Source organism: Agilicoccus flavus, assembly GCF_014857905.1.
Taxonomy (GTDB): Bacteria; Actinomycetota; Actinomycetes; order Actinomycetales; family Dermatophilaceae; genus Agilicoccus; species Agilicoccus flavus.
The window spans coordinates 554,866-580,436 of record NZ_JACYXE010000001.1; the positions used below are offsets into that span (position 1 = coordinate 554,866).

The 25,571-nt window shown below is 73.5% G+C and carries 18 protein-coding genes and 6 pseudogenes; 11 read left to right on the plus strand and 13 right to left on the minus strand.

Annotated elements, in window-relative coordinates; all coding sequences use genetic code 11:
• Window positions 1-38: 38 nt before the first annotated feature.
• Both ICW24_RS02495 and ICW24_RS02500 read left to right on the plus strand, forming a co-directional pair.
• Window positions 39-828, plus strand: a pseudogene (locus ICW24_RS02495) (enolase C-terminal domain-like protein).
• Between the two features lie 152 nt (window positions 829-980).
• Window positions 981-1,544, plus strand: coding sequence for a FadR/GntR family transcriptional regulator (locus tag ICW24_RS02500; protein ID WP_307781275.1), 564 nt, complete (start codon window positions 981-983; stop codon window positions 1,542-1,544).
• A gap of 15 nt (window positions 1,545-1,559) precedes the next feature.
• Here ICW24_RS02500 and ICW24_RS02505 read toward each other — a convergent pair whose 3' ends face one another.
• Window positions 1,560-3,383 (minus strand): SDR family NAD(P)-dependent oxidoreductase, encoded by a 1,824-nt coding sequence (locus ICW24_RS02505; RefSeq protein ID WP_226344121.1) that lies wholly within the window; start codon window positions 3,381-3,383, stop codon window positions 1,560-1,562.
• Window positions 3,380-4,975: a flavin-containing monooxygenase gene (locus ICW24_RS02510; protein ID WP_226344122.1), complete on the minus strand. Its 1,596-nt coding sequence runs from the start codon at window positions 4,973-4,975 to the stop codon at window positions 3,380-3,382. Before ICW24_RS02510 ends, ICW24_RS02505 begins: the two co-directional genes overlap by 4 nt.
• A 110-nt stretch (window positions 4,976-5,085) precedes the next feature.
• Between ICW24_RS02510 and ICW24_RS02515 the strand changes: the two genes are divergently transcribed.
• Entirely contained in the window at window positions 5,086-6,087 is a 1,002-nt protein-coding gene (locus tag ICW24_RS02515; protein WP_226344123.1) for an AraC family transcriptional regulator, read from the plus strand.
• Between the two features lie 126 nt (window positions 6,088-6,213).
• Here the strand turns inward: ICW24_RS02515 and ICW24_RS02520 are convergent, their stop codons facing one another.
• Window positions 6,214-6,414: a hypothetical protein gene (locus ICW24_RS02520; RefSeq protein ID WP_226344124.1), complete on the minus strand. Its 201-nt coding sequence runs from the start codon at window positions 6,412-6,414 to the stop codon at window positions 6,214-6,216.
• Between the two features lie 143 nt (window positions 6,415-6,557).
• Here ICW24_RS02520 and ICW24_RS02525 point away from each other — a divergent pair, with 143 nt between their 5' ends.
• Window positions 6,558-6,914 carry an MmcQ/YjbR family DNA-binding protein gene (locus ICW24_RS02525; protein WP_226344125.1) on the plus strand — a complete coding sequence of 119 codons (357 nt, stop codon included), beginning with the start codon at window positions 6,558-6,560 and terminating at the stop codon, window positions 6,912-6,914.
• 351 nt (window positions 6,915-7,265) lie between these two features.
• Here ICW24_RS02525 and ICW24_RS02530 read toward each other — a convergent pair whose 3' ends face one another.
• A complete protein-coding gene (locus tag ICW24_RS02530) occupies window positions 7,266-7,982 on the minus strand; it encodes a DUF222 domain-containing protein (protein ID WP_226344126.1) in 717 nt (238 codons plus the stop codon).
• Between the two features lie 695 nt (window positions 7,983-8,677).
• On the opposite strand from ICW24_RS02530, the gene ICW24_RS02535 reads away from it, so the two are divergent.
• The gene (locus ICW24_RS02535; protein WP_226344127.1) at window positions 8,678-9,829 is read left to right on the plus strand and encodes a GNAT family N-acetyltransferase; all 1,152 of its coding nucleotides are present in this window, start codon (window positions 8,678-8,680) and stop codon (window positions 9,827-9,829) included.
• 52 nt (window positions 9,830-9,881) lie between these two features.
• Here ICW24_RS02535 and ICW24_RS19550 read toward each other — a convergent pair.
• From ICW24_RS19550 to ICW24_RS02560, 5 genes and pseudogenes are all read right to left on the minus strand, one after another.
• Window positions 9,882-11,140: pseudogene (locus ICW24_RS19550) on the minus strand (enolase C-terminal domain-like protein).
• On the minus strand, window positions 11,140-11,532 hold the full coding sequence (locus ICW24_RS02545) for a universal stress protein (protein WP_226344128.1): 393 nt from the start codon (window positions 11,530-11,532) through the stop codon (window positions 11,140-11,142). The pseudogene ICW24_RS19550 and the gene ICW24_RS02545 overlap by 1 nt, the downstream one beginning before the upstream one ends.
• Window positions 11,533-11,564: 32 nt before the next feature.
• Window positions 11,565-13,084, minus strand: a pseudogene (locus ICW24_RS02550) (tripartite tricarboxylate transporter permease).
• Window positions 13,085-13,091: 7 nt separating this feature from the next.
• On the minus strand, window positions 13,092-13,658 hold the full coding sequence (locus tag ICW24_RS02555; protein WP_226344129.1) for a tripartite tricarboxylate transporter TctB family protein: 567 nt from the start codon (window positions 13,656-13,658) through the stop codon (window positions 13,092-13,094).
• A gap of 12 nt (window positions 13,659-13,670) precedes the next feature.
• Window positions 13,671-14,669 carry a Bug family tripartite tricarboxylate transporter substrate binding protein gene (locus ICW24_RS02560; RefSeq protein ID WP_307781276.1) on the minus strand — a complete coding sequence of 333 codons (999 nt, stop codon included), beginning with the start codon at window positions 14,667-14,669 and terminating at the stop codon, window positions 13,671-13,673.
• 124 nt (window positions 14,670-14,793) lie between these two features.
• On the opposite strand from ICW24_RS02560, the pseudogene ICW24_RS02565 reads away from it, so the two are divergent.
• Window positions 14,794-15,737, plus strand: a pseudogene (locus ICW24_RS02565) (LysR substrate-binding domain-containing protein).
• A gap of 67 nt (window positions 15,738-15,804) precedes the next feature.
• Here ICW24_RS02565 and ICW24_RS02570 read toward each other — a convergent pair.
• Together ICW24_RS02570 and ICW24_RS02575 are read right to left on the minus strand one after the other, a co-directional pair.
• On the minus strand, window positions 15,805-16,233 hold the full coding sequence (locus tag ICW24_RS02570) for a type II toxin-antitoxin system VapC family toxin (protein WP_226344130.1): 429 nt from the start codon (window positions 16,231-16,233) through the stop codon (window positions 15,805-15,807).
• Window positions 16,230-16,496, minus strand: a complete 267-nt coding sequence (locus tag ICW24_RS02575) for a type II toxin-antitoxin system VapB family antitoxin (protein ID WP_226344131.1) — start codon at window positions 16,494-16,496, stop codon at window positions 16,230-16,232. The genes ICW24_RS02570 and ICW24_RS02575 overlap by 4 nt, the downstream gene beginning before the upstream one ends.
• Before the next feature lie 180 nt (window positions 16,497-16,676).
• On the opposite strand from ICW24_RS02575, the pseudogene kdgD reads away from it, so the two are divergent.
• The 3 genes and pseudogenes from kdgD to ICW24_RS02590 all read left to right on the plus strand — a co-directional run bounded on the left by kdgD (window position 16,677) and on the right by ICW24_RS02590 (window position 20,613).
• Window positions 16,677-17,635: pseudogene (kdgD, locus tag ICW24_RS02580) on the plus strand (5-dehydro-4-deoxyglucarate dehydratase).
• A gap of 52 nt (window positions 17,636-17,687) precedes the next feature.
• Window positions 17,688-19,295: an aldehyde dehydrogenase (NADP(+)) gene (locus ICW24_RS02585; protein WP_226344132.1), complete on the plus strand. Its 1,608-nt coding sequence runs from the start codon at window positions 17,688-17,690 to the stop codon at window positions 19,293-19,295.
• Window positions 19,292-20,613: pseudogene (locus tag ICW24_RS02590) on the plus strand (enolase C-terminal domain-like protein). The gene ICW24_RS02585 and the pseudogene ICW24_RS02590 overlap by 4 nt, the downstream one beginning before the upstream one ends.
• An 8-nt stretch (window positions 20,614-20,621) precedes the next feature.
• On the opposite strand, the gene ICW24_RS02595 reads toward ICW24_RS02590, so the two are convergent.
• Window positions 20,622-21,584 (minus strand): AraC family transcriptional regulator, encoded by a 963-nt coding sequence (locus ICW24_RS02595; RefSeq protein ID WP_226344133.1) that lies wholly within the window; start codon window positions 21,582-21,584, stop codon window positions 20,622-20,624.
• A gap of 138 nt (window positions 21,585-21,722) precedes the next feature.
• Here ICW24_RS02595 and ICW24_RS02600 point away from each other — a divergent pair, with 138 nt between their 5' ends.
• The gene (locus tag ICW24_RS02600; protein ID WP_226344134.1) at window positions 21,723-22,586 is read left to right on the plus strand and encodes an NAD(P)H-binding protein; all 864 of its coding nucleotides are present in this window, start codon (window positions 21,723-21,725) and stop codon (window positions 22,584-22,586) included.
• Window positions 22,587-22,711: 125 nt separating this feature from the next.
• A complete protein-coding gene (locus ICW24_RS02605) occupies window positions 22,712-23,656 on the plus strand; it encodes an ornithine cyclodeaminase family protein (RefSeq protein ID WP_226344135.1) in 945 nt (314 codons plus the stop codon).
• 15 nt (window positions 23,657-23,671) lie between these two features.
• Here the strand turns inward: ICW24_RS02605 and ICW24_RS02610 are convergent, their stop codons facing one another.
• On the minus strand, window positions 23,672-25,561 hold the full coding sequence (locus ICW24_RS02610) for a Na+/H+ antiporter (RefSeq protein ID WP_226344339.1): 1,890 nt from the start codon (window positions 25,559-25,561) through the stop codon (window positions 23,672-23,674).
• Window positions 25,562-25,571 lie beyond the last annotated feature (10 nt).

Below are 25,571 nucleotides of genomic sequence, written 5' to 3' on the forward strand. Positions count from 1 at the left end.
ATGGACGGATCGACCATTGAACAAATGTCCCTCCATCCCTGACCCTGTCGCACGTCGTCCTCCCGCTCGAGAACCCCGTGAGCGACGCCAAGGTCCTCACCGGCCGGCAGAAGCTGCTGACCCGGATGGTCATGCTGTTCGCCGAGGTCACCACCGAGCAGGGCCTGACCGGGATGGGGTTCTCCTACTCCAAGCGGGGCGGCGGCCCGGCCCAGTACGCCCACGTCAAGGAGATCGGCGAGGTGCTCGTCGGAGACGACCCGAACGACATCCAGCGCCTGTACGACACGTTGCTCTGGGCGGGCGCATCGGTCGGGCGCTCCGGCGTCGCGACCCAGGCGATCGCGGCGGTCGACATCGCCCTGTGGGACCTCAAGGCGAAGCGCGCCCGGCTCCCGCTCGCCAAGCTCATCGGCGCCCGCCGCGACTCCTGCCGCGTCTACAACACCTCCGGCGGGTTCCTCCAGGTCTCCATCGAGGAGGTCGAGGAGAAGGCGAGCGCGGCGCTGGAGGCCGGGATCGGCGGCATCAAGATCAAGGTCGGCCAGCCCGACTGGCGCACCGACCTGGCCCGCGTCGAGGCGATGCGCGAGCACCTCGGCGACGCCCCGCTCATGGGCGACGCCAACCAGCAGTGGGACCGCGCGCGGGTGCTGCGCATGTGCCGGGCGCTGGGTCGAGCACTTCGAGTGGCTCGACCCGCTCTTCGACGAGCGGATGGAGATCCGCGACGGGCGCATGTGGCTGCCCGACCGGCCGGGTCTCGGCTTCACGCTCAGCGAGCGGACGCGCGAGCTGACGCTCGAGAGCGTCACCTTCGGCGGGTGAGGCCCGCGTAGCGTGGCGCCCGTGAGCATCGAACGCGGCCGCGGCGGCCTGGCCCGCGGGGTCGTCGAGGACCTGCAGGCGCGCATCCTCGACGGCGACCTCGCCCCCGGCGCGAAGCTCCGAGCGAGAAGGACCTCATCGACCGGTACGCCGTGTCGCGCACCGTCGTCCGCGAGGCGCTCTCGCGGCTGGCGGCGGCCGGGCTCGTCGAGACCTTCCAGGGGCGGGGGTCGTTCGTGCTCGCGGTGCCCGAGCCGTCGCGATTCGGGCTCGAGGCCGCGCAGCTGCGCACCCACGAGGACGTCCTCGCGATGGTCGACTTCCGCGTGGGGGTCGAGTCGGAGGCCGCGGCCCTGGCCGCCGGGCGGGCGACCCCGGACGCGCTGGCGGCGGTGCGCGCCGCGCTCGCGGCCTTCCCGGCCGCGGGCGAGGCGGGGGCGGTCGAGGCCGACTTCCGCTTCCACCGCAGCGTGGCCGCGGCCGCGGGCAACCGGTTCTACCTCGAGCTGCTCGACTCCCTCGGGCCGATGATGATCCTGCTCCCCCGCACCCGCCTGCAGGAGAGCTTCACCCTGACCGACCCGCGCCACGTCGAGCGCGTCCACCGCGAGCACGAGGCGATCGCCACCGCGATCGGCTACGGCGACCCCGACGCGGCCCGCGCCGCGATGCGGCTGCACCTGTCGAACTCGCGCCACCGGCTCCGCTCGGCCTGAGCGTCGCGCGCCTCGTCAGACGCGCGACGCGTCGCGGGCGAGCTCACGCCCCGGTGGCACCGACTCGATCGGTGCGGCGTGGGCCCAGAAGTCCTCGACGAGGGCGGCGAACTCCTCCGGCCGCTCGACCTGCGGCAGGTGCCCGGCCCGCTCGAAGACGTGGCTGCGGGCGTGCGGCAGTTCGCGGATCGCCTCCTGCAGGTGCTTGATCGGCAGGACGAGGTCGCGGTCGCCCCAGACGACGAGCGTCGGCCGGGGGTGCTTCGCGATCGCGTCGAGCACGGCCCGGCGCCACTGCGGCCGCACGCCACGGAACGACCCGACCTCGCGGGCGATCGCGAGGTAGGTCTCGACCCGCCCGGGGTTGCCCGCGACCCGCAGGGCGTGGTCGAGGCGGTCTGCGGTGACGAGCGCGGCGTCCACGTAGAGGGAGCGTTCGGCCCGGCGCACCGACGCCGGGGTCGGCCGCGACAACAGGCGGGCCCCGAGACCGGGCACGGCGAGCAGGCGCAGCGCGAGGGTGACCTCGGCCCCGAACCCGGCGCTGTCGACGAGCGTGAGCGTGCGCACCCGCTCCGGGTGAGCGACGAGCACGTGCAGGCAGACGGCCCCGCCGAGGGAGTTTCCGACGAGCTCGACGGGCTCGTCGATGCCGAGCGCGTCGAGCACCGCGACGGCGGTATCGGCGAACGCGGCCAGCCCGGCGGCACCCGGCAGGGGTGCGGTCAGCCCGAAGCCGGGCAGGTCGAGGCTGACGACCTGGCGGCCGGTGCCGAGGAGACGGTGCTGATCGGTCCAGTCCTCCAGGCTGCGCCCGATGCCGTGGACGAGCAGGGCCGGGGGCAGGCCGGAGGCCGGGTCGCCGTTGACGCGCACCCGCACCCGCGTGCCCGCCGCGTCGACGAAGCGCTGGTCGGGGCCGGGCGCGTCGCCGGCCCCCTCGCTCGTGAGCTCGGGGGCGACCTCGTCGGCGGTGCCGGCCTGCGCGGCGCTTCCGCCGCGCTGGGCACGCCGCCGACCCAGGACGGCGGTGAGGAGCCGGTCGTGGTGGGCCGGGCTGACTCGGGCGAGGACGTCGGGGATCGTGGCGCTCGCGCCGATGAGCAGGCGGGGGCGGCGGCGCTCGATCGCCGCGAGGATCATCCGCGCCGCCTTGTCGGCGGGGAACGTCAGCAGCTTGTCGAAGGCCTCGCCGTCGGCGCTCGCCCCGGCGGGGTCGACGCGGGCGCCGACCCGGGCGTTGCGGGCGATGCCCGTGCGGATGCCCCCGGGGTGTACCGTCGTCACCCCGACCCGGCCGGCGAGCTCGGCCCGCAGCGACTCGCTGAACCCACGCAGGGCGAACTTGCTCGCCGCGTAGGCGGTCTGGCCGGCGGGCGCGATGAGGCCGAAGAGGCTCGAGACGTTGACGACGTGGCTGCCGGGCGTGGCGAGCAGGTCGGGCAGCAGCAGGTGCGTGAGGTGGACCGGCGCGCGGAAGTTGACGGCGAGGACCCAGTCGATGTCGACCGGGTCGAGCTCCTCGAAGCGGCCGCCCATCGCGACGCCCGCGTTGTTGACGAGCAGGGTGGTCGGCCCGTGGGCCGCGCGGACCTCCTGCGCGAGCCGCTCGACCTGCTCGAGGTCGGCGAGGTCGACGACGTGCTCGCTGACCCTTAGGTCGGGGTGGTCGCTCCGGATCCGGGCCGCGGTGGCGGCCAGCGCGCCGGAGTCGCGGTCGGCGAGCGCGAAATAGCTGCCGCGGCCGGCGAGCTCGCGGGCGAGGCAGGAGCCGATGCCGCCGGCGGCACCGGTGACCAGGGCGGTTCCGGCCGCGACGTCGTAGCGGGGCAGGGTCATCGGATCGCCTCCGCGTGGTCGGGGTGGTTCGGTCGAGTGGGTCGGGTCGGGCTGGTGGCGTGGGCCGGGCTGGTCCGGGCTCGCGCCGGCTCGAAGGACATGCCGGCGCGCACGCCGCGCAGGGCGAGGCCGGCCGACTCGGCGAGATAGCTCTGCCGGTAGTTCCACGGGGCGCGCCCGGTGAGCTTGGGGAACCGGTCGATGGCCCGCAGGACGTAGCCCGAGCTGAACGAGATGAGCGGCCGCGGGTCGCTCCGCTGCGCGTCGGGCACCGGCCGCGGGGTGGCCGAGCCGAGCCCGCGTCGGTCGAGGTCGGCGAGCAGCCGGCAGACGTGGCGGCTGACGAGGTCGGAGCGCAGCGTCCACGACGCGTTCGTGTAACCGACGGTGAAGGCGAAGTTCGGGACGCCCTCGAGCATGAGCCCGCGGTAGGCGAACCGGCTGCCCACGTCGACGGGCTGCCCGTCGACCTCCAGCGTCATGCCGCCGAACGCGAGCATCGTCAGGCCGGTGGCGCTGACGACGACGTCGGCCTCCAGCACCCGCCCGGAGGTCAGGCGGATCCCTTCCGGCACGAACGTCTCGATCGTGTCGGTGACGACGTCGGCCGCGCCGGACGCGATCGCCTTCGTCAGGTCGCCGGAGGGGATGCGGCACACGCGCTGGTCCCACGGCTTGTAGGGCGGCACGAAGTGGGCGTCGAGGGTGGCGTCGTCGAGGTCCCGCGCGAGGCCGGCGCGCAGCATCGCCGCGAACTTCTCGGGGAAGAGGCGGGCGAACCGGAAGAACGTCTCGGTGAGGACGATGTTCTTCGCGCGGACCGCGCGGTGCGCGAGCCGCGGCGGCAGGAGGGCGCGGATGCGGTCGGCCGCGGGGTCGCTGTTGGGCAGCGTCGACATGTACGTGGGCGTGCGCTGCAGCATCGTCACGTGCCCGGCCGTGCGCGCCATCGCGGGCACGACGGTCGCGGCGGTCGCGCCGCTGCCGATGACGACGACGCGCGTGCCGGTGGCGTCGAGGTCGTCGGGCCAGTGCTGCGGGTGGACGAACGTGCCGCGGTAGTCCGACAGGCCCGGGAAGTCGGGGCGGTGGCCGTTCTCGTAGTCGTAGTAGCCGGCGCACGAGAAGAGGAAGCGGCACCGGTAGGTGCGGGGCTCGCCGCCCGGGCCGGTGGCCTGCACGGTCCAGCGCTGGTCGGCGGAGCTCCAGGAGGCGGCCCCGACGCGGACGCCGAAGCGGATGTGCGGCTCGATGCCGGCGTCGCGGGCGGTGCGTTCGACGTACGCCTTGATGCTCGCGCCGTCGGCGAGCACGTCCGTGCCGGTCCACGGCGCGAACGGGTAGGAGAACGTGAAGATGTCGGAGTCGCTGCGGATGCCCGGGTAGCGGAACAGGTCCCACGTGCCGCCCATCGCCTCGCGCGCCTCGAGCACGAGGTAGCTCGTGCCCGGCCGGCGCTCGCCGAGCCGGTAGGCCGCGTCGATGCCGGACATGCCGGCGCCGATGACGAGGACGTCGACCTCCTCGACCTCCTCGCCGCCGGGGGTCGCCTGCGGGTCGTGCGTCGTCGTGTCCGTCACCGTGTCCGTCATCGCGTCTCCGTGTCGTCTCGTCGTGTGCCGTCGTGCCTCTGGAACCAGTTCACCGGACCGACCGCCCCGAATTATTGACTCGACGCGACACGAACTTGTCTCATGGCGACATGAGCGTCCTCATCCGCGCCGCCGCGCTCAGTGGGTTCGACACCCTCGTCGCCGAGCTGGGCGGCGACCCGTCGGACATGCTGAGCCGGTCCGGGCTCGATCCCCGGGCCCTGTACGAGCGCGACGCGCTCGTCCCCGTCGACGCCGTGGGGGCGTGTCTCGAGCTGGCGGCCCGCGAGCTCGGCCGCCCCGACCTCGGGCTCCTCCTGGCCGGGCGCCAGGACGTGGGAATCCTCGGGCCCCTCTCGATCGGTCTCGAGAGCGCCCCCACCGTGGGCGCGGCCCTCGCCTGCGCGGAGCGCTTCCTCTTCATCCACTCCCCGACGGTGTCGCTGCGGACGGCGCCGGACCCGCGGAACGAGGCGGGGACGGTCGCCGTCCGGTACGCCCCCGCGGGGCCGCCGGTCGGGGTGGACCTGGGACTCGGCCTCGCCCACCGGGTCCTCGTCGCCGTGACCGGCCGAGACGACTACGGGCTGAGGTCGGTGCACCTGCCGGACGCACCTGCGGCCGACGAGGCGGCCTACCTCGCCTTCTTCGGCGCCCCGGTCCGCTTCCGCACCCGCGAGGCGCTGCTGCGGGTGCCGGCGGGTTTGCTGGATTCGCCGAACGGCGGCAGCGACGCGCTCGTGCACCGTATGGCGCTGGAGTACCTGGAGAGCCACCGCCGCGAGAGCGCCGCGACGCTCGCGGGCCGGGTGAGCCGGGTCGTCGCCGACTCCCTCGGGGCGACGGCGCCGCTCATCGGCCTCGTCGCGCGGGCCTTCCGCATGCACCCCCGCACGCTGCAGCGATGGCTCGCCGCCGAGGGGACGACCTACGAGCGGATCGTCGACGAGGCACGCCGCGACGCCGCGCGCCGGCTCATCACGACCACCGACCTGCCGTTCACCCAGATCACCTCGATGGTCGGCCTCTCCGAACAGGCGGCTCTGACCCGCGCCTGCCGGCGCTGGTTCGACGCCTCACCCCGGGAGTTGCGGGCGGCCGGCCGGCCGTGAGCCGTCGGTCCGATCGGGTGGACCGCCGCTCGCCCCGAGCGTCGCCCGTGCGGGACTGCGGCCCGAACTGTTCCTGACCAGTGCAGCGGGTCGAGTTCGACCCGGATCACCATCCCCCGCCTGAGCTCAATCGTCACGGTCGGCGGCGATGTCCCACTGATGGAACTCGTCCCGATAGGCCTGATCAGCACCGCGAACGGCGCGGCCGAAGCTGTCCATCCGTCGGCGTCGCTCATCGCCGTCCAGCAGGGCTTCGATGAGGGCGGCGGCAGTGACGCCGCGCTCTCTGGCGCTGTGATCGACGCGGTCCCGCAACGCGACCGGCACCGTGATCGTCGAGGTCCGTCGGACGCAGGTCATACGCCAAGGTAGGCGAGTCGGTCGCGAACAGCCCGTGGAGGCAGACACGCCGTCGCGCGAGGACGCCGCGAAGGTCGCGGCGCCGGGTCGGGTGACGGAGGATCGCTCTCATGAGTCTGTCCGCACGACGGCTGCAGCGGACCGCCCGGGACACGGCCCGAGGCCTCGACAACGTGACGAACGGGCGGCCCTTCACCGAGCACCTCGACGTGTTCAAGGTCGGGGCGAAGGTGTTTCTCATCGTCACCGACGACCCCGCCGAGCCCATCATCACAGTCAAGGCCGACCCCGACCGGGGCGACGACCTCCGCTGCCGACACCCCACGATCGTCCCGGGCCGCTACCTCGACAAGACCCTGGATCAGCATCGGCCCAGGACCAGGCATCACGGAACGCCTCGTCCGAGAGCTCGTGCAGGATTCCTACGACCTCGCGCGCTGAGCGCGGCGAGGACGCCCGACCCATGACGAAACCCGGAGAGGGTGAGACGTGCGAAACGGGTGCGCGTCGACCCGCACTCGACCGCGGCCGGGCACGGACAGCGCCGGCGCGCGCCGAGGCCCCGCCGCTCAGAACGACGTGACGCGCGGGGTGTTGCCGATCGGGGAGCCGTCGGATCGGGTCCATCGAACTCCGTCGGGGGTGACTTTGCCTCTGTGTCGTTGTCGGTGGACTTCGGTGTGGTGGTGACGACAGAGCAAGGCCAGATTCGTCATAGCCGTTCGCCCGCCGATCCCTCTGTCGCGCTCACTGCGGCTCGCAAGCTCGCCTCCGTTCGCCGCTCCCAGGGCCCAATAGATCAAGTGGTGCCCGTCGCATCAGGCCGGCGGGATCGTGCATCCCGGGAAGGTGCAGCGGCCGTCGCGCTGCTGCAGCGCGAGGCGCTGAGCGGGGGTGATGAGGCGCTTCGCGTGGCCGAGGTCGAGGAGTTCGCTCTTGGTGCCGAGGACGGCGGGGATGATCTGGGCGTCGCAGCCGAGGATCCGCGCCTCGCTCGGCGACAGCGCCTGCGAAAACCCGGTGGTCGCCCAGCCCTGATCGGCCGCGGCCTCCTCGAGGCCGGACATGAGGGTCTCGAGCGGGATCGTCACGACGACCTTCGCCTTCGTCCCCGACCCGGGGACGCTGCGGTCGGCTTCGGTGGCCGCGGCGACCATGTCGAGCAGCGCATCCGCGCGGCGGGCGCCGGCCGAGCGGGGGTCGAGGTTGCCGTGTTCGTCGGTGATCGGCGCGGACAGGGCGTTGATCGCCGCCGTGAAGACGGCTTCCGAGGCCGGGTCGAGTCGCAACGTCGCGACCAGCATCCCGTTCCGGTCCCGATGAAAGCCGGTGAGTTCGCGCCGGTCCCGGAGGCGCTCGTGCTGGTCCGCCAGCCGGCCGGGGATCCCGTACTGACCGATCAGGAGGTCCACGATCGCCGCGAAATCCTTGACGGGCGCACCCTCGGCCGCATGGTCGATGAGGATCGCCAGCAGCGCGTCCCAGTTCGGGTACTCGATGCCCCGCTTCAACCGCCGGAACGACTTCGCCACCACCCCCGGCCAGGTCGATCCCGACCCGCCCCTCGGTTACGGCCGTGCGCAGGGCGGCCACGTCGTAACCGACGCACGTCTGAGCGACCTCGTGCAGGTTCCGCGCCTGGGCCTTCGCCACCGGCACCCCCGCGTCCCGGCAGGACTGCTCCACCTACGCCCGCGTCCTGGGGTGATCGGACTCCGCGATCACCCCTCGCGCCGACGCCTCCAACACGATCGCCGCCTGCGCGGCGGACGCCGCCGCGACCAACTCCGCCGTCAACGCGGCCAAGCCCGCCGACTCCGCATTCGCCACCGCGGACAAACCCCGCGGGAAAAGCCAGAATGGCGTCGATCTGTGCCCGCAACCCATCGCCGGCCGGCACGGCCGGCGACTCGGGAAGGGTGGTCGACGTCATGCCCCATTCTATCGAACACGCATCCGATAACCGGGTTGTCCACAGGCGAGCGACCTACTGCCGCAACGGTATCCGAGGCCTCTTGGTCGGCCCGAAAAGCGTTGCGACGCAGGCCCTCTCGCTACCCCCTTTACCTGTGATCTAGGTCACATTTGAATGCGTGTCGCGCGCGAGATCACCGGCTGACTCGGTCCTGCGGCCGCACCCGTGCATCTCCTGCCCACGCACGATCCGCCGACCTGACCTCGCCGTGAGCCCGCAGCGCTCAACCCCGAGAACGCTCGTAGGCTCGTGAAGGTGACCGTAAGAGTCAGCTCCGTGCGGATCGCGCAGGAGGAGGACGTGCCCCTGCTCGAGGAGATCGAGGCGGCGGGGGACCGGCAGTTCGCCCCGCTGTTCGACACCTCGGCGTTCGCGACGACGAGCGGCGCCCACCGGGTCGCGCACGGCACGGTCCTCGTCATCGGCTCCCCCGCGCAGGGGTTCGCGCACGTCGTCGAGCTCGAGGACGGCAGCCCGCACCTGGAGCAGATCGTCGTGCACCCGCGGGCCCAGCGCCGCGGGCTCGGGCGCGCGCTCCTGCGGGCGGCGTACGGGATCGTCCGCGACCACGGCACCGACCGGCTCACGTCGACGACGTACGCGGACGTGCCGTGGAACGCCCCCTGGTACGCCGGCAGCGGCTTCACCGTCGTGCCGCGCCCGCGCGGGGCGCTCGCGCGGGTCGTCGCCGACGAACGCGCGGCCGGGCTCGACCGCGTCGCGTCACGCGTGGCGATGAGCCGAACCGTGCGCGACGAGCCGGTCCCGATCCCCGCGGTCAGCGTCCTGCCGCTACGCGACGGCCCGTGTGGGCTGGAGGTCTTCGTGCAGCACCGGGTCGCGACGATGGACTTCGTCCCGGGAGCGGTCGTCTTCCCGGGCGGACGCATCGACGCCGGCGACGCCGCCGCCGGGGCCGCGATCGACCTGCCGACCACCCTCGTCGCCGAGCACGCGCGCGCCTGGCGGCACACCGCCTCCTCCGTCCTCGGCGACGAGGAGACCGCGGCGCGGACGGTGCTCGCCTGCGCCGTGCGTGAGGTCGCCGAGGAGACGAGCGCCGCGATCGACCCGGCGCGCCTCCTCCCGTGGGACGACTGGGAGACGCCGATCGGGGTGCCGAAGCGGTTCGACGTCCGTTTCCTCGTGCTGCCGGTGACCTCCACCGCGGAGGCGGCCGCCTTCCAGCACGTGACGACCGAGGCCCACCGGTCGGAATGGCTACTCGCCGCCGACGTCGACCGCGCCGCGCAGGACGGGTCGCTGCTGCTCGTGACGCCGACCCGCATCCTCGTCGAGGAGCTCGTGCAGCTCGGCTCGCTCGCGGCCGTGGTGGCCCTGCGGCCGCCGATCCGGCGCGTCCGCGACGACCTGTGCGCGACCCCGACCCGGCGAGGCCGCCTGTGACGTGTCGTCATCTCGCCATCGACCGCGGCGAGGCGGATCGCACGCAGCGTGCCTACCAGCGCAGCGTGTTCGGCTCGAAGTCGGGCTCGATCGTGCGCATGTAGGCGGTGTCGGCGCGATCGCGCACGCCGCACGCCAGGTACTGCTCGTGGAGCAGCCCGACGGCGTCCTCGTCGAGCTCGACGCCCAGCCCGGGCCCGGTCGGCACGGTGACGGCGCCGCCGCTGAAGTCGAGCACCCCGGGCCGCACGATGTCCTGGGTCTTCCACGGGTAATGGGTGTCGCACGCGTAGGTGAGCTGCTCGGTCGCGGCGGCGAGGTGCACCATCGCGGCGAGGCTGACGCCGAGGTGGGAGTTGGAGTGCATCGACAGGCCGAGGCCGAACGTCGAGGCGATCCCGCCGAGGAGCTGGCTGCGCCGCAGCCCCCCCACAGGTGGTGGTCGGAGAGCACGACCTGCACGGCGTCGGCGAGCACCGCGGGCCGCACGTGCTCGAAGGCGATGACGCACATGTTCGTCGCGAGCGGGATATCGGTGCCCGCGGCGACCTGGGCCATCGCCTCGATGCCGACGGTCGGGTCCTCGAGGTACTCGATGACGCCGTCGAGGGCGCCCGCCACCCGCAGCGACGTCTCGACGCCCCAGGCCCCGTTGGGGTCGATCCGCAGCTTGTGGCCGGGGAACGCCTCGGCGAGCGCGCGGATCGCCTCGATCTCGGCGTCGGGCTCGAAGACCCCGGCCTTGAGCTTGATCGCCTCGAAGCCGTACTCCTGCACCATGCGCCGCGCCTGGGCCACGATCTGCTCGGGGGTGAGGGCCTCGCCCCAGTCATCCTCGGGCAGCCCGGGATGACCGGCCCACTTGTAGAACAGGTAGGCGCTGAAGGGCACGACGTCACGGACGGCCCCGCCGAGCAGGGAGCTGACCGGCACGCCCGCCTGAGCGGCCTGGATGTCGAGGGAGGCGACCTTGAAGGGCGAGAAGACGAGGTCCGTGGCCGCCGACAGGTCGAGCATGTCGCCGAAGCTCGCGCCCGCGCCCCCCGCCCCGGTGAGCGTCGCGTCGACGACCCGCCGCATCCCGTGCAGGTCGCGGACGTCGTGGCCGGCCAGGGCCGACGCGCACGCGGCGAGCCGCTCGAGGTGCGCCGTGTCGCCGTACGTCTCGCCGAGCCCCACGCTGCCGTCGTCGGTGCGCACGCGCACGAGCGCCCGAAGCGCCCACGGCTGGTGCACCCCGACAACGTTGAGCAGCGGCGGGTCGGCGAGGGCGAGCGGCGTGACCTCGACCGCCGCGATGCGCGAGGCCATCAGCGCGGGGCCTTGACCGCCAGGACGGGCACCTCGGCGGAGAGCAGGATCTTCTGGGCGTCGGAGCCCATGAGCAGCTTGCCGACGGGTGAGCGGTGCCGCAGGCCGATGACGACGAGGTCGGCACCGGTCTCCTGCACGAGGGAGTGCAGGGTGTCGGCGAGGTCCTCGTGGAGGGCGTGGTCGACGCGGGCGGTCACGCCGCGGGCGCTCGCCCGCTCGACGAGGGCGGTGCTCGCGTCGTCGCCGACGAGGTCGGCGTCGACGGTGGCCCCGCGCCGCGGGGAGTTGACGACGACGAGGTCGGTGTCGCGCAGCGCGGCCTCGGCGATCGCGGCGTCGAGGGCGGCCTCGCCCTGGGGGGTGGGCAGGTATCCGACGAGGATGGTCACGGGGGCCTTCTTCTACGAGATGGTGGGTCGGATCAGCGGTGGTCGTGGAGCTGGGCGTCGCGCCCGTCCGGCGCGGGGGCCGGGCGGCGCCGCCGGGCGAGCACCGCCTGGACGATCGGCACGAGGGCGGCCACGAGGACGAGCGCGAGGATCGTCCCGGAGATCGGCCGGGTGAGGAAGCCGGCCGGGTCGCCGCCGAAGATGAGCAGCGACTGCCGGCCCGAGCTCTCGATCATCGTGCCGAGGACGAACGCGAGGACGAGCGGGCCGGGCTCGAAGCCGAACTTCTTCATGAGGTAGCCGATGACCCCGAAGATGATGACGAGGAAGACGTCGAAGACGCGGTTGGCGACGGTGTAGGCGCCGAGCAGCGTGATGAGCGCGGTCACCGGGGCGAGGATCGCGGGGCGCACCCGCAGGATCCGCACGAAGAGTCCGACCATCGGCAGGCTCATGACGAGCAGCAGGATGTTGCCGATGTACATCGAGTTGATGACGCCCCAGAAGAGGTCGGGGTGCTCGGTGACGAGCTGCGGGCCGGGCTGGATGCCCTGGATGAGCAGCGCGCCGAACATGAGCGCCATCGTCGCGTTCGCCGGGATGCCCAGGGTGAGCAGCGGGATGAACGACGAGGTCGCGGCGGCGTTGTTCGCGGTCTCGGGGCGGCGACGCCCTCGACGGCCCCGCGGCCGAAGCGCTCGGGGTGCTTGGCGCGCCTCTTCTCGACGGCGTAGGCGACGAGCGAGGAGAGGACAGCGCCGCCGCCGGGCAGGACGCCGAGGACGAAACCGATGAGCGAGCCGCGGCCCATCGCGCCCGAGGACTGCCGCAGGTCGGCCCGCGAGGGCCAGACCCGGCCGACGGCCGCCGGCGTGTGGACCTTGCCGTGCCGCTCCTCGAGGTTGTCGAGGATCTCGGCGACGCCGAAGAGGCCCATGGCGATCGACACGAAGTCGAGGCCGTCGGCCAGGTCGAGACTGCCGAACGTGAACCGCTCGGCGCCGGTGAACGTGTCGCGTCCGACCGTGGCCAGGAGCAGGCCGATCCCGGCGGCGATGATCGCCTTGAGCTTCGTGCCGTTGCCCACCGTGGCGACGAGCAGCACACCGAGGACACCGAGGGCCGCGTACTCCGGCGGCCCGAAGTCGAGGGCGAACGAGGCGACGAGCGGCGCGAGCAGCGACAGGCCGATGATCGAGACCGTCGCGCCGACGAACGAGCCGATCGCCGCGACGCCGAGGGCCGTGCCGGCCTTGCCCTGCTTGGCGAGGGCGAAGCCGTCGAAGACCGTGACGACCGAGCTCGCCTCGCCGGGCAGCCGCAGCAGGACCGAGGTGATCGTGCCGCCGTACTGCGCGCCGTAGAAGATCCCGGCGAGCATGATGATCGCCGTCACCGGCTCGATGCCGTAGGTCAGCGGCAGCAGGATCGCGATGGTCGCGCCCGGACCGAGGCCGGGCAGGACGCCGATGAGCACGCCGATGAAGCAGTAGAGCAGGTTGCTGGGCTCGGCGACGACGGCGAACCCGGCGAGGAAGTCGTTGACGTCCATGTCGGCCTCAGATCAGGTGGGGCAGGGGAACCTGCAGCAGGACGATGAACAGGACGTAGAAGACCGCGACCGTGACGACCGAGACGACGGCCGTACTGCGCCACGACTCGCGCCCGAGGAAGCGCAGCCACACGATGCACAGCAGCAGCGCCGGGATCTCGAAGCCGATGAGCGGCATGAGCGCCGCGAGGGCGACGAACGTGACGATCCCGACGGCCGGCAGCACGCTCGCCTTCGAGAACTGCTCGGTGTCGGTGCCGCGGCGGCCGACGACGACGAGGACGGCGGCCAGGACCGTGACGACGACGCTGATCGCGAAGGGCCACAGCCCCGGCCCCGGCGCGGTGAGCCGGCCGAGGCCGAAGCCGTAGGAGAGGACGAGACCGGCGACGCCGACGGCGAGCGCGACGAGCGCCGCGCCGATCTGCGAGGCCGGGCCCGCGTGCGGCGGGCGCTCCTCCTCGAGCTCCGCGTACACCTCGGCCTTGATCTCGTCGAGGATGTCGGTCTCGCCGGCGGTTCCAGGCGTCGTGCCCGCTGTGTGGTCGCGGGGGTCGGGGCCCAGGCTGCTCACGTCACTTGCTCTTCATGTCGATGCCGAACTTGTCGACGAGGCCCTGGTAGCGCTGCGCGTCGGCCGTGAGCCTCGTGACGACCTCCTGGCCCGAGATCTCCATCGGCGTGAGGTTGTTCTCCTCGTTGAACTTCTTGTAGGCGTCGGTCGCGTACGTCTTCTTCGCCGCCTCGATGAGGGTGTCCTTGACGTTCTGCGGGACACCCTTGGGGGTCGTGATGAAGCGGTACTGCTGGACCTCGACGTCGAAGCCCTGCTCCTTGCGGTCTTGACCTCGGGCAGGTACGTCACGCGCTTGCCGGAGAAGACCGCGAGGGGCACGAGCTTGCCGCTCTTGATGTTCTCGACGGCCTCACCCACCTGCAGGGTCGAGGCGTCGACCTGGTTACCGAGGACGGCGGTGAGGTTCGGCGCGCCGCCGTCGAAGGGCACGGGGGTGGCGTTGACGCCGGCGGTCTTGAAGGTGAGCGCCGAGGCGAGCTGGGCGCCGGTGCCGACGCCGGTCGTGCCGTACTTGATGTTCTTGCCCGCGGCCTTGACGTCGGCGAGGGTCTTGTAGCCGCTCTTGGGGTTGGTGACCATGACGTAGTCGTCGATCGAGACCCCGTAGATCACGTCGAAGTCCTCGATCTTCGTCACCTCGGCCTCGCTGACGGCCAGGGGCGTGATGGCGAAGAGGGAGGCGTTCTGCACCGCGATCTTGCTGCCGTCGGGCTTGGCGCCCTTGAGCTCCTTGGCCACGAGCGCGCCGTTGGCCCCGGGCTTGTTGATGACGGGCATCGAGACACCGAGTTCCTTGCCCATTCCGGTCGACAGGGCGCGGCTGATGAGGTCGCTGCTGCCGCCGGCGGAGGCGCCGACGCTCATCTCGATGTTGCCGCTCGGGTATGTGGCGCTCGCGTCGCCGCCGCCCCCGCCGGTGCTCGTCTTGACGCCGCCGCAGGCGGACAGGGCGAGGGAGGTGACGGCGAGGGCGCCGACGGTGCGAAGTCCGAGTCGCAGGCTGGTCATGATCGGTTCTCCTTGGCTGGTGCCCGCCGACGGGGGCGGAAGGCGTCGTTGGCTGTCGGCAAAACTAGGCCGACCCTCGATGCCTGCCCAAGGCTCATTCGGCATGGACGAATACCCTGAGGGCATGAACTTCAGCCTCGACCAGGTCAGGGCGTTCGTCGCCGTCGCCGAGGAGCTGCACTTCGGGCGGGCGGCGGAGCGGCTCGCGATGACGCAGCCCCCGCTGAGCCGCAGCATCCAGAAGCTCGAGCGGTCCGTCGGCGCGACCCTCCTGGACCGGGACAGCCGAGGGGTGCGGATGACCGGGGCCGGCGAGGCCTTCCTCGTCGAGTGCTACCGGATGCTCGCGCTCGTCGACTCGGCCCGCAACGTCGCGCAGCGGGTCGACCAGGGCGTCGCGGGCGTCATCCGGCTCGGTTTCACGGCGGTCTCGGCGATCGGCCTACTGGGGCCGCTGCTGCGCGCACTCGGGGAGCAGTTGCCCGACGTCCACGTCGTGCTCCGCGAGGCGGTGACGTCGGCGCAGGTCGAGGGCATCCGCCGCGGGGAACTCGACCTCGGCCTCGCCCGGCCGCCCTTCGACACGACGCTGCTCGCCTCGCGGCTGCTGGTCCGGGAGCGCTGTGCGCCGTCGTGCCGACCGGGCACCCGCTCGCCGAACGCCCCGGCCCGCTCCTGCCCGGCGACTTCGACGCCGAGACGGTCATCGCCTACAACCCCGTGCAGTCGCGCTACTTCCACGAGCTGACGGTCCGCTTCCTGCTCAACTCCCACCCCCGCTTCGACCAGGAGGTGCACCAGGTGCTCACCGCCCTGCTGCTCGTCGCCGCCGGTCGCGGGCTCGCCTTCGCCCCCGCCTCCGCGGTGCACCTCGGCGTCGCCGGCGTGGAGTTCAAGGAGCTGCAGCTCGGCGACTCCGTCGGCGAGCGTCCCGTGGAGCTGCACGCGATCTGGCCGCGCGCCACCCCCGACCCGCTCATGCGCCGCGTGCTGCGCGTCCTGGCGTCGATCTCGGGCGATCCCGCCGATCCGCACCCCATCTCGGGCCCGGCGGCCGTGGCGACGTGAACCTCATCGCCGGGGCACCCGCCGCCGGGTGTGCGGCCGGGCCGACGGCGCGTCCCGCGGTCGGCCTCTACGGCCGGGGAGAGCCCGCACCCGGGTCGTCGACGCGCGCCAGGGCCGGTCGGACATCCGTCGCGTGGAAGTCGTCGCCCTTGAAGAGCAGCGTCTCCTGCGTCAGGGAGGCCAGGGCGTAGGCGAAGCAGTCGCCGAAGTTCAGTCGCGCACCCGTCGGGGCGCCCGGCCCGAACCGCCTGTAGGCGGCGGCAGCGGCCCAGTGCTGACCGGGGACGTCGTCGGCGACGCGGATCCCGAACTCCGAGAGGGCGGCGCGGACGTCGCTCTCGGACGCGCCGAAGCGGCGCCACATCACGACGGACAGTTCGACGAGCGTCCCGGGGGCGATCCGCGTCGACGTCGACACCGACAACGCCCGCACGTAGTCGTCGGCGTCGGACTCGCCCCGGAGGACGGCGACGATCGCCGAGGTGTCCACGATCACCGCGGCAGGCCCTCGTCGTCGTAGAGGTCCCGGTCGGTCGGCCAGGGGGCGGGTCCACGGCCGGCGCGCTCCTGCATCGTCCGCGCGAAGGTGCGCATCCGCGCGAGACGATCGCCGGCGTCCTCGTTCTCCTCCTGGGCGGTCAGGCGAGCCAACTCGGCGCGCACGGCGCGGTCGGTGGCCTCGGTGAGCGTGAGGCCCGTGCGCCCCGCCAGCTCTCGGATCGCACCAGCGGTGGCCTGGTTGCGGATGCTGATCGTCATCCCCCCAGCATACGTACGCCCCGTGTGACCGACTCGGCTCGCGTCGCGGTACCTCGCGGGCCGCGGCGCGCGATGCGTCGAGAGTATCGCTGGATGCCGATTCAGTCTTGGACAGGCATGAAGCCGGGCTCCTAGCGTGGCCGCCATCACCCGACGGCCCACCGACATCGAGGACCCACCGTGCCCGCACTTGCCCCCGCAGAACTCGCGCAGCGCCTGAGCAGCGGCCTGCTGTCCTTCCCCGTCACGCACTTCGACGCCGACCTGGCCTTCGACGAGGGCGCCTACCGCGAGCACCTGCAGTGGCTGAGCGGCTTCCCCGTCGCCGGGCTCTTCGCCGCCGGCGGCACCGGCGAGGGCTTCTCGCTCACCGGTGCCGAGATGGACACGGTCGTGCGCGCGGCGGTCGACGAGGTGGCCGGCAAGGTCCCGGTGCTCGCGCCGGCGACCGGCGGCATGGCGAGCGCGATCGAGCAGGCCACGGCCGCCCGGGCCGCGGGTGCCGACGGCATCCTGCTCATGCCGCCCTACCTCACCGAGTCGGGTCAGCCCGGCCTTGCCGAGCACGTGAGCCGCGTCTGCGCGTCGGTGCCCGAGCTCGGGGTCGTCGTCTACTCCCGCGCCCACGCCGTGCTGCGCGACGACACCGTCGAGCTCGTCGCCGAGCGCAACCCCAACCTCGTCGGCTTCAAGGACGGCGTCGGCAACATCGAGCAGATGACCCGCACGTACGCCCGCGTCGGCGACCGCCTCATGTACATCGGCGGTCTGCCGACGGCCGAGACGTTCGCGCTGCCGCTGCTCCAGCTCGGCGTGACGACCTACAGCTCGGCGATCTTCAACTTCGTGCCGCAGTTCGCCGTCGAGTTCTACGACGCCGTCCGCGCGCAGGACCACGCGGAGGTCTACCGCCGCCTGCGCGAGTTCGTCATCCCTACCTCGACATCCGCGACCGCGTGCCCGGGTACGCCGTCTCGATCGTCAAGGGTGGCCTGTCCGCGGTCGGGCGCCCGGCCGGCCCGGTCCGCCCGCCGCTGACGAACCTCACGCAGGACGAGCTCGCCGACCTCAAGGCGCTCATCGAGCAGGCCTCTGCCCCGGTCGCCCCCGTCGCCCACGCCACCTCCGGCCCCCGGTGACCGGCCGGCCTGCCACCATCGACGGATCCCTCATCGATCAAGGACGCACACCATGACCCCCAGCGGATACTCCTTCATCGCCGGCTCGCAGGTCAGCGGCACCGCCGGCACGCTCACCCCCCGCGCCGGCGCCTCCGGTGAGACCCTCGAGCCCGAGCACGGTCTCGTGTCGGTCGAGCAGGTCGAGCAGGCGGCCCGGGCGGCCGCGGAGGCGTTCGGCGCCTACCGCGCCACGTCCCCGGAGCAGCGCGCCGCCCTGCTCGAGGCGATGGCCGCCACCCTCGAGGCCGACGGCGACGACATCGTCGCGAGTGCGGTCGCCGAGAGCGGCCTCCCGCAGGCGCGGGTCACCGGCGAGCTCGGCCGCACGACCGGCCAGCTGCGGCTCTTCGCCCGCGTCGTGCGCCAGGGCGATCACCGCGGCGTGCGCCTCGACCCCGCGCTGCCGGACCGGACGCCCCTGCCGCGCCCCGACCTGCGCCTGCAGATGGTGCCGCTCGGGCCGGTCGCCGTCTTCGGCGCGAGCAACTTCCCCCTCGCCTTCTCGGTCGCCGGGGGCGACACGGCCTCCGCTCTGGCCGCCGGGTGCCCCGTCGTCGTCAAGGGCCACGAGGCGCACCCCGGCACCGGCGAGCTCGTCGCCCGCGCGCTCACCTCGGCCGTCGCGGACTCCGGCCTGCCCGGGGGCGTGTTCTCCTACATCCTCGGCGGCATCGAGGCGGGTCAGGCCCTCGTCGCCTCGCCGCACATCACGGCCGTCGGCTTCACCGGCAGCCGCCGCGGCGGGCTCGCGCTCGTCGCCACCGCCGCCTCCCGGCCGGTGCCGATTCCCGTCTACGCCGAGATGTCGGCGGTCAATCCCGTCGTCGTCCTGCCGGGCGCGCTCGGCGACCCGGCCGCGCTCGCCACGGCGTACGTCGGCTCGCTGACGCAGGGGTCGGGGCAGTTCTGCACCAACCCGGGGCTGCTCTTCCTGCCGACCGGCGAGGCCGGGGACGCCTTCGTCGAGGCGGCCGCCGCCGCGGTGGCGCAGGCCTCGGGTCAGACGATGCTCACCGAGGGCATCGCCTCGGCCTACGAGAAGGGCGCCGCCGGGCTGCGCGACACCGCCGGTGTCGAGGTGCTCGCCCAGGGCAGCGCCGGCGGTGCGGGCGCGCCCGCGCCGCAGCTGCTCCAGGTGGGCACCGACGCCGTCGACGACGCCTGGGACGCGGTGACCGAGGAGGTCTTCGGCTCCAGCGGCGTCATCGTCCGGTACGCCGACACCGCCGCCCTCGCGCGGCGCCTCGCGCGGATCGACGGGCAGCTCACGGCGACCCTGCACCTGGACGCCGACGACGACACCGACGTCGAGGCCGCCCGCGAGCTGCTGCCGGTCCTCGAGGACCGCGTCGGCCGGATCCTCGTCGGCGGCTGGCCGACCGGGGTGGAGGTCTGCGACGCGATGGTCCACGGCGGTCCGTACCCCGCGACGAGCGACTCCCGCACGACGTCCGTCGGGTCGCTGGCGATCGAGCGCTTCCAGCGCCCGGTCTGCTACCAGAACCTGCCCGCCGCACTCATGCCGCAGGCGCTGGCCGACGACAACCCGTGGGGCCTGACCCGGCGCATCGACGGCACGCTCCACCTCGCCCCCTCTCAGGGAGTGACCCACCGATGACCCCCACCGTCGCGACCGTCGAGGTCGTGCCCGTCGCCGGACACGACTCGATGCTGCTCAACCTGTCCGGGGCCCACGGCCCCTACTTCACCCGCAACATCGCCCTGGTCACCGACTCCGACGGCCGCGTCGGCCTCGGCGAGGTGCCCGGCGGCGAGGCGATCCGCTCGACGATCGAGGAGGCCGGGAGCCGGCTCGTCGGGCAGCCCGTCGCCCGCTTCAAGAGCCTCCTGCGCGACATCGCGACCGCCTTCGCCGACCGTGACGCCGGCGGGCGGGGGCTGCAGACCTTCACCCTGCGCACGACCGTGCACCCGGTGACCGCGCTGGAGTCGGCGCTGCTCGACCTGCACGGTCAGCACCTCGGGGTGCCGGTCGCCGAGCTGCTCGGCGACGGGCAGCAGCGCGACCGCGTCCCGATGCTCGGCTACCTCTTCTACGTCGGGGACGCGGACCGGACCGAGCTCCCCTACGTCACCGACGACGCCGGGGCGGACCGCTGGTCGCAGCTGCGGCGGCGCGAGGCGCTGGACCCCGACGCGGTCGTCGCGCTCGCCGAGGCGGCGGCACGCTACGGCTTCCGCGACTTCAAGCTCAAGGGAGGGGTGCTCGCGGGCGAGGAGGAGATCGCGGCGGTCACCGCGCTGGCCCGGCGGTTCCCCGACGGCAACGTCACCCTCGACCCCAACGGCGGCTGGCTGCTCGCCGACGCGGTCCGGCTGTGCCGCGGGCTCGACGACGTGCTCGCCTACGCCGAGGACCCGTGCGGCGCCGAAGGCCGCTTCTCCGGTCGTGAGGTGATGGCCGACTTCAAGCGGGCGACGGGCCTGCGGACGGCGACGAACATGATCGCCACCGACTGGCGCGAGATGAGCCACGCGGTGCGGGTCGACGCCGTCGACATCCCGCTCGCCGACCCGCACTTCTGGACGATGGCCGGCTCGGTGCGGGTCGCCCAGCTGTGCAACGACTTCGGGCTGACGTGGGGTTCGCACTCCAACAACCACTTCGACGTGTCGCTGGCGATGTTCACGCACGTCGGGGCCGCGGCCCCGGGCGAGATCACCGCCCTGGACACGCACTGGATCTGGCAGGACGGCCAGGGCCTGACGACCGACCCGCTGCGCATCGAGGACGGCGCGATCGCGGTGCCGCAGCGCCCGGGCCTGGGGATCGAGATCGACCGCGACCGCCTCGACGCCGCGCACGAGCTCTCTACCTGCGTGAGGGCCTCGGCGCCCGCGACGACGCGACGGCGATGCAGTTCCTCGTGCCGAACTGGGCCTTCGACCCCAAGCGCCCCTGCCTCGTGCGCTGACGGCCCCGTCAGCTCCCCCGGCCCTGCGTGCGGACCGAGCCGGGGGTGCTGCCGGTGGCTCGGGTGAACGCCCGGTGGAACGCGGCCTCGGACCGGTAGCCGAGCTCGCCGGCGAGCTGGGCGGCGGTGGTATCCCCCTCCGACAGGCGGGCTCGGGCGACGTTCATCCGCCATCGGGTGAGGTAGGCGATGGGCGACTCTCCGACGAGGCCGGTGAAGCGGGCGCTGAACGCCGACCGGGACATCGTGGCGACCCGTGCCAGTCCGTCGAGGGTCCACTCGGCCCCTGGATCGTCGTGCATCGCCTCGATCGCCCGGCCGATCCGCTCGTCCTGGAGGGCGCTCAGCCAGCCCGCCGTGCCGTCGCCGGCGGCGTCGTGCGCGAGCCAGGAGCGGATCGCCTGCACGACGAGGACGTCCGCGAGCCGGGACGCCACGGCCTCCCCGCCGAACTGCGGCCGGGACAGCTCGCCCGCCATGAGGCGCAGCGTGTCCCGGATGGCCGCGGTGGCCGTCACGCTGCCGTCGCCGACGACGAGGCTCGCCGGGAGGGCGCCCATGAGCTCGCGGGCGGCGGGATCGTCGAACGCGACGATTCCGCAGATCAGGTCCGTCACCCGACCGTCGTCGCCGTGCCGCAGGGTCGAATACTGCGGGCTCAGGTAGTGCTGCGGCAGAAGGTCCACACGCGCCGACGGGCCGGCCTCCGGACTGCTGAGCAGGTCGTGGCCGCGTCCGTGCGGCACCAACGCGAGGTCCCCGGGCCGCAGCTCGATCGGATCGGCGTCGGGGAGCGCCAGCCAACAGACGCCCGAGGTCGGCACGTGAAAGCTGATCGAGTCGGCGATCGCCGGCATCTCCAGCGCCCACGGCTCACGCACCTCGGCGTGGCAGTAGAACGTGCTGCGCATCCTCAGCGAGTGCAGCACCCTGGCGAGCCGATCGCCCGTTCGGTGCGGCGCCGCGGTCATGCCGCCATCGTGCCAGCGCACTGTCGCCCGCGGCACCGGACGAACGAGCAAGAACTTCGGTCGATGGCGCATGGATCGACCGGTGGATGGTGCCTAGCGTCGGTCATGCAAGGTCACCGTTCACGAAGGGAGATCATCATGTACGTCGTCGCAGGAGCCACGGGCCGCGTGGGATCGGTCGTCGCCACACGCCTGCTCGAGGCCGGCGCGGACGTCGGAGTCCTGGTCCGCAGACCGCAGGACGCCGCGTCGTGGGAGGCCCGCGGGGCCCGGGCACACCGGGTGGACCTCGAGGACCGGGCGGCGCTGAGCGGGGTGCTCGCGGGCTGCGCCGGGTTCTTCGTGCTGCTGCCGTTCGACCTGACCGTCGACGACCTCGACGCGCACGCCGACACCCTCATCGCCTCGATCGCCGGGGCCGTCGGTGACCAGCGCGTGCCGCACGTCGTCATGCTCTCCTCCGGCGGCGCCGACCTGACCGACGGCACCGGGCCGATCACCTGGCTGCACCGCCTCGAGCGCGCCCTCCTGCGCACCGGGACGACACTCACGGCCCTGCGCCCGGGCCACTTCCAGGAGAAGGTCGGCGATGTCGTGGACGCCGCGCGCGGTGCGGGCGTCTATCCCGTCTTCGCCGCGTCGGCCGACGTGCCGCTCCCGCTCGTCGCCACCCGCGACATCGGGGTGGCGGCCGCCGCCGCGCTCCTCTCGCCGCCCGCGGCCAGCGAGGCGGTGGACGTCCTCGGCCCCGCCTACACCGAGCGCGCCGTGGCCGCGCTGCTGGCCGACGCCCTGGGCCGCGAACTCCTCGTCGAGCCTCTCCCCGAGGAGGCCTGGGTGGGCGCTCTGCAGGAGGCCGGCTTCGCGGGCCACGTCGCGCGGAGCCTGGCGGAGCTCTATCGCGCCGACGAACACGGGCTGCTGGCCCCGCGCGGCGATCGGCGCGTCGATGCCTCGACGCCCATGGAGACCACGCTCGAACGCCTCGTCGCCGCGGGTTGACCGGCCGGGGCCCGCGGACGTTCGAGGTGCCGCGGGCCTCACCTCGGTCCCCGTCGAGGACGGGATGTGGTGGAGTGGTCCCGTCCCCCGGCTCACCTCACCGCCGCGAGAGAACGGGAGTCGCGATGAGCGCACCCACCTGGATCGACGCCGCCGAACTCCGTCGCCGCGTCTCTCCGTCCCGGGCCCGCGACGTGCTCGGCGAGACACTGCGATCCGGCTTCGACCCCGCCGGCGACCCGGCGCGCGTCTCGACGCCGCTCGGCTCCGGCGAGTTCCTGCTCATGCCGTCGCAGGTGGGGGACGTCGCCGGCGTGAAGGTGCTCGGGCTGGCCCCCGGCAACACCGCCCGCGGGTTGCCGACCATCCAGGGCTGGTACCTGCTCATGGACGGCGCCACGCTCACGCCCACCACGCTGCTCGACGGCACGGCGCTGACGACGCTGCGCACGCCCGCGGTGTCCGCCGTCGGCCTGGAGGCCCTCGCCCCCGAGGTCGTCGAGGTCGCCGTCGTGCTCGGGAGCGGGCCGCAGGCCGTCGGGCACGCCGAGGCGCTGCTCGCGCTGCGCGACGTCGGTCGGTTCGTCGTCGTCGGCCGCGACCCGGGCCGCACCGACGCCTGCGCGCGACGGATCGAGGCGCTCGGCGGCGCGACGGAGGTGGCGGCCACGACCGACCGCACCCGCCTCGAGGAGGCGGTGCGGCACGCGCAGGTCGTCCTGTGTACGACGTCGGCGGCCGAGCCGGTCGTCGACGGGGCCTGGGTCGCCGACGGCGCGTGCGTCGTCGCCGTCGGGTCCCACTCGCCCGAGCGACGCGAGCTCGACGCCGGGCTCATGGGCCGGTCCCTCGGCGTCGTCGAGGACCGCGAGACCGCGCTGCGGGAGGCCGGTGACGTCGTCCTCGCCGTCGCCGACGGCGCGCTCGACGCCGACGATCTCCACACGCTGGCCGACGTCGCGGCGGGGCGGGTCGCACGCCCGGTGGATCGGCCCAGCGTCGTCAAGACGGTCGGGATGTCCTGGGAGGACCTCGTCGTCGCCGCCGCGGCGCAAGGGGCGGCCCCCTGACGGGAGCCGACTCGGCTACCCGAGTACCTCGTCCACGTAGCACCAGCGCCACACCTCGTCGTGCTCGAACGAACGGACGACGGGGTGGCCGGTCTCGGCCGCGTGCGCGGAGGCGTGCCGGCCCTGGGAGGAGTCGCAGCAGCCGACGAACCCGCAGGTCAGGCACAGGCGGAGGTGGACGGGGTTGAGGCCCTCCGCCTCGCAGATGGGGCAGGTCTGCGACCGGGGCTCGGGGTCGGGGCGGCCCTCGTCGGCGCGCAGGTGCTCGCACTCCCCGGCCACGCTCGCCGGGGCGGCGACGTGGTCGACGGCCACTCCCGCGGTGCTCGACGTCCGGTCGAGACGCTCCGCGAGGTCGGCGATCATCGACTCCTCGATGTCGAGCGCGTTCATCACCCCGGCGAGCACCTCGTGGTCGACGTCCCCGCGGGCGCGGACCTCGAGCACGGCGTCCCGCTCGGCGTCGATCATCGCCGCCCGCAGCCGGCGGTACGAGGCGCCGGGCGGGCTCCAGCCGGCGCGCCCCGACCCGGCGAGCCCCTCCCAGTGGGCGTCGGCCCGGCGCTGCGCGCGGGCCCGCAGGTCGGCCACGGTGGCCTCGTCGACGTCGACCGCCGGGTCGGCGCTCAGCCGGTCGAGCTCGGCCAGGCCGGCGCGGGAGGCGGTCCGCATGACCTGGGCCGCGGCGAGCAGGTCGGCGCGCGGGTCGGGCCCCCGCACCCCGAACCGCCGCGCGGCCCAGGGCAGCGTCGCGCCCTGCAGGAGCAGCGTCCCCGCGACGACGACCATGGCCGCGAGCACGAGCACCTCCCGGTGCGGCGTCTGCGGCGGGAGGGTGAAGACCGCGGCGAGCGTGACGACGCCCCGCATCCCGGCCCACGACAACACCCCGAGCTCGCCGACCGTCAGCGACCCCTCGCGGCTCGGCAGGATCGCGGAGGCCATGATCCACAGCGGCCGGAACAGGACGGTGGTCGCGAACACGGCGGCGCAGAACCCGGTGATGAGCCACGGGTCGAGCTCGGAGGCCGCCACGCCCTGGAGGATCCCCGCGAGCTGGAGGCCCACCATGAGGAACACGGCGTTCTCGAGGAGGAACTGGATCGTCGCCCAGTTGATGCGCTGGGAGATGCGGGTCGTCGCGTCGAGCTGGATCGGGGACCGGTCCGCGAGCAGCAGGCCCGCCACGACGACGGCGAGCACGCCCGACCCGCCGATCTCCTCCGCGGGCAGGTAGACGACCCACGGCGTGATGAGGGACTGCGCCGTGCGGCTCACCGGGTCGGGCAGGTGCGACCGCAGCCGACCGAGCAGCCACGCCGCGGCGACCCCGACCGCCCCACCGCCGAGCACCGAGAGCGCGAACCCGCCGGCGAGATCCCCGACCGTGATCGTGCCGACGATCGCGGCCGTCGTCGTGTGCAGGAGCACGATCGCGGTCGCGTCGTTGAGCAGCGACTCGCCCTCGAGGAGGGTGACGACGCGCCGGGGCAGGCCGATGCGGCGGCCGATCGCGGTGGCGGCCACCGCGTCCGGCGGCGCGACGACCGACCCGAGCGCCAGCGCCGCCGCCAGCGGGACGGGCAGGAGCCACCACCCGACGAACCCCACCACCACGGCGGTCGCGACGACGAGCCCCACCGCGAGGAGCACGACGCCGCGCCGGTCGCGCTTGAGGTCGACGAGCGAGACCTGGATGGCGGCGGCGTACAGCAGCGGCGGGAGGAGGACGACGAGGATGAGGTCGGGCTCCAGCGGCTCGTGGGGGATGAACGGCAGGAACGACCCGATGATGCCGACCGCCGTGAGGACGAGCGGGGACGGCAGCCCCCACCGCGTGCACAGCGCGGCGACGAGGACGACGACGACCGCGAACAGCATCGTCCACAAGGCGATCTCGTGCATGGACGCCCCC

Excerpts from the sequence above, each read along its gene's own strand:
- ICW24_RS02505 (WP_226344121.1), bottom strand. The coding sequence starts at position 3,383 with ATGACCCTGCCCCGCTACGACGTCGCGGCCGGAACCGCCCTGGTCACC.
- ICW24_RS02510 (WP_226344122.1), bottom strand. The coding sequence starts at position 4,975 with ATGACGGACACGGTGACGGACACGACGACGCACGACCCGCAGGCGACC.
- ICW24_RS02515 (WP_226344123.1), top strand. The coding sequence starts at position 5,086 with ATGAGCGTCCTCATCCGCGCCGCCGCGCTCAGTGGGTTCGACACCCTC.
- ICW24_RS02525 (WP_226344125.1), top strand. The coding sequence starts at position 6,558 with ATGAGTCTGTCCGCACGACGGCTGCAGCGGACCGCCCGGGACACGGCC.
- ICW24_RS02560 (WP_307781276.1), bottom strand. The coding sequence starts at position 14,669 with ATGACCAGCCTGCGACTCGGACTTCGCACCGTCGGCGCCCTCGCCGTC.
- ICW24_RS02575 (WP_226344131.1), bottom strand. The coding sequence starts at position 16,496 with ATGACGATCAGCATCCGCAACCAGGCCACCGCTGGTGCGATCCGAGAG.
- ICW24_RS02585 (WP_226344132.1), top strand. The coding sequence starts at position 17,688 with ATGACCCCCAGCGGATACTCCTTCATCGCCGGCTCGCAGGTCAGCGGC.
- ICW24_RS02595 (WP_226344133.1), bottom strand. The coding sequence starts at position 21,584 with ATGACCGCGGCGCCGCACCGAACGGGCGATCGGCTCGCCAGGGTGCTG.
- ICW24_RS02600 (WP_226344134.1), top strand. The coding sequence starts at position 21,723 with ATGTACGTCGTCGCAGGAGCCACGGGCCGCGTGGGATCGGTCGTCGCC.
- ICW24_RS02605 (WP_226344135.1), top strand. The coding sequence starts at position 22,712 with ATGAGCGCACCCACCTGGATCGACGCCGCCGAACTCCGTCGCCGCGTC.
- ICW24_RS02610 (WP_226344339.1), bottom strand. The coding sequence starts at position 25,561 with ATGCACGAGATCGCCTTGTGGACGATGCTGTTCGCGGTCGTCGTCGTC.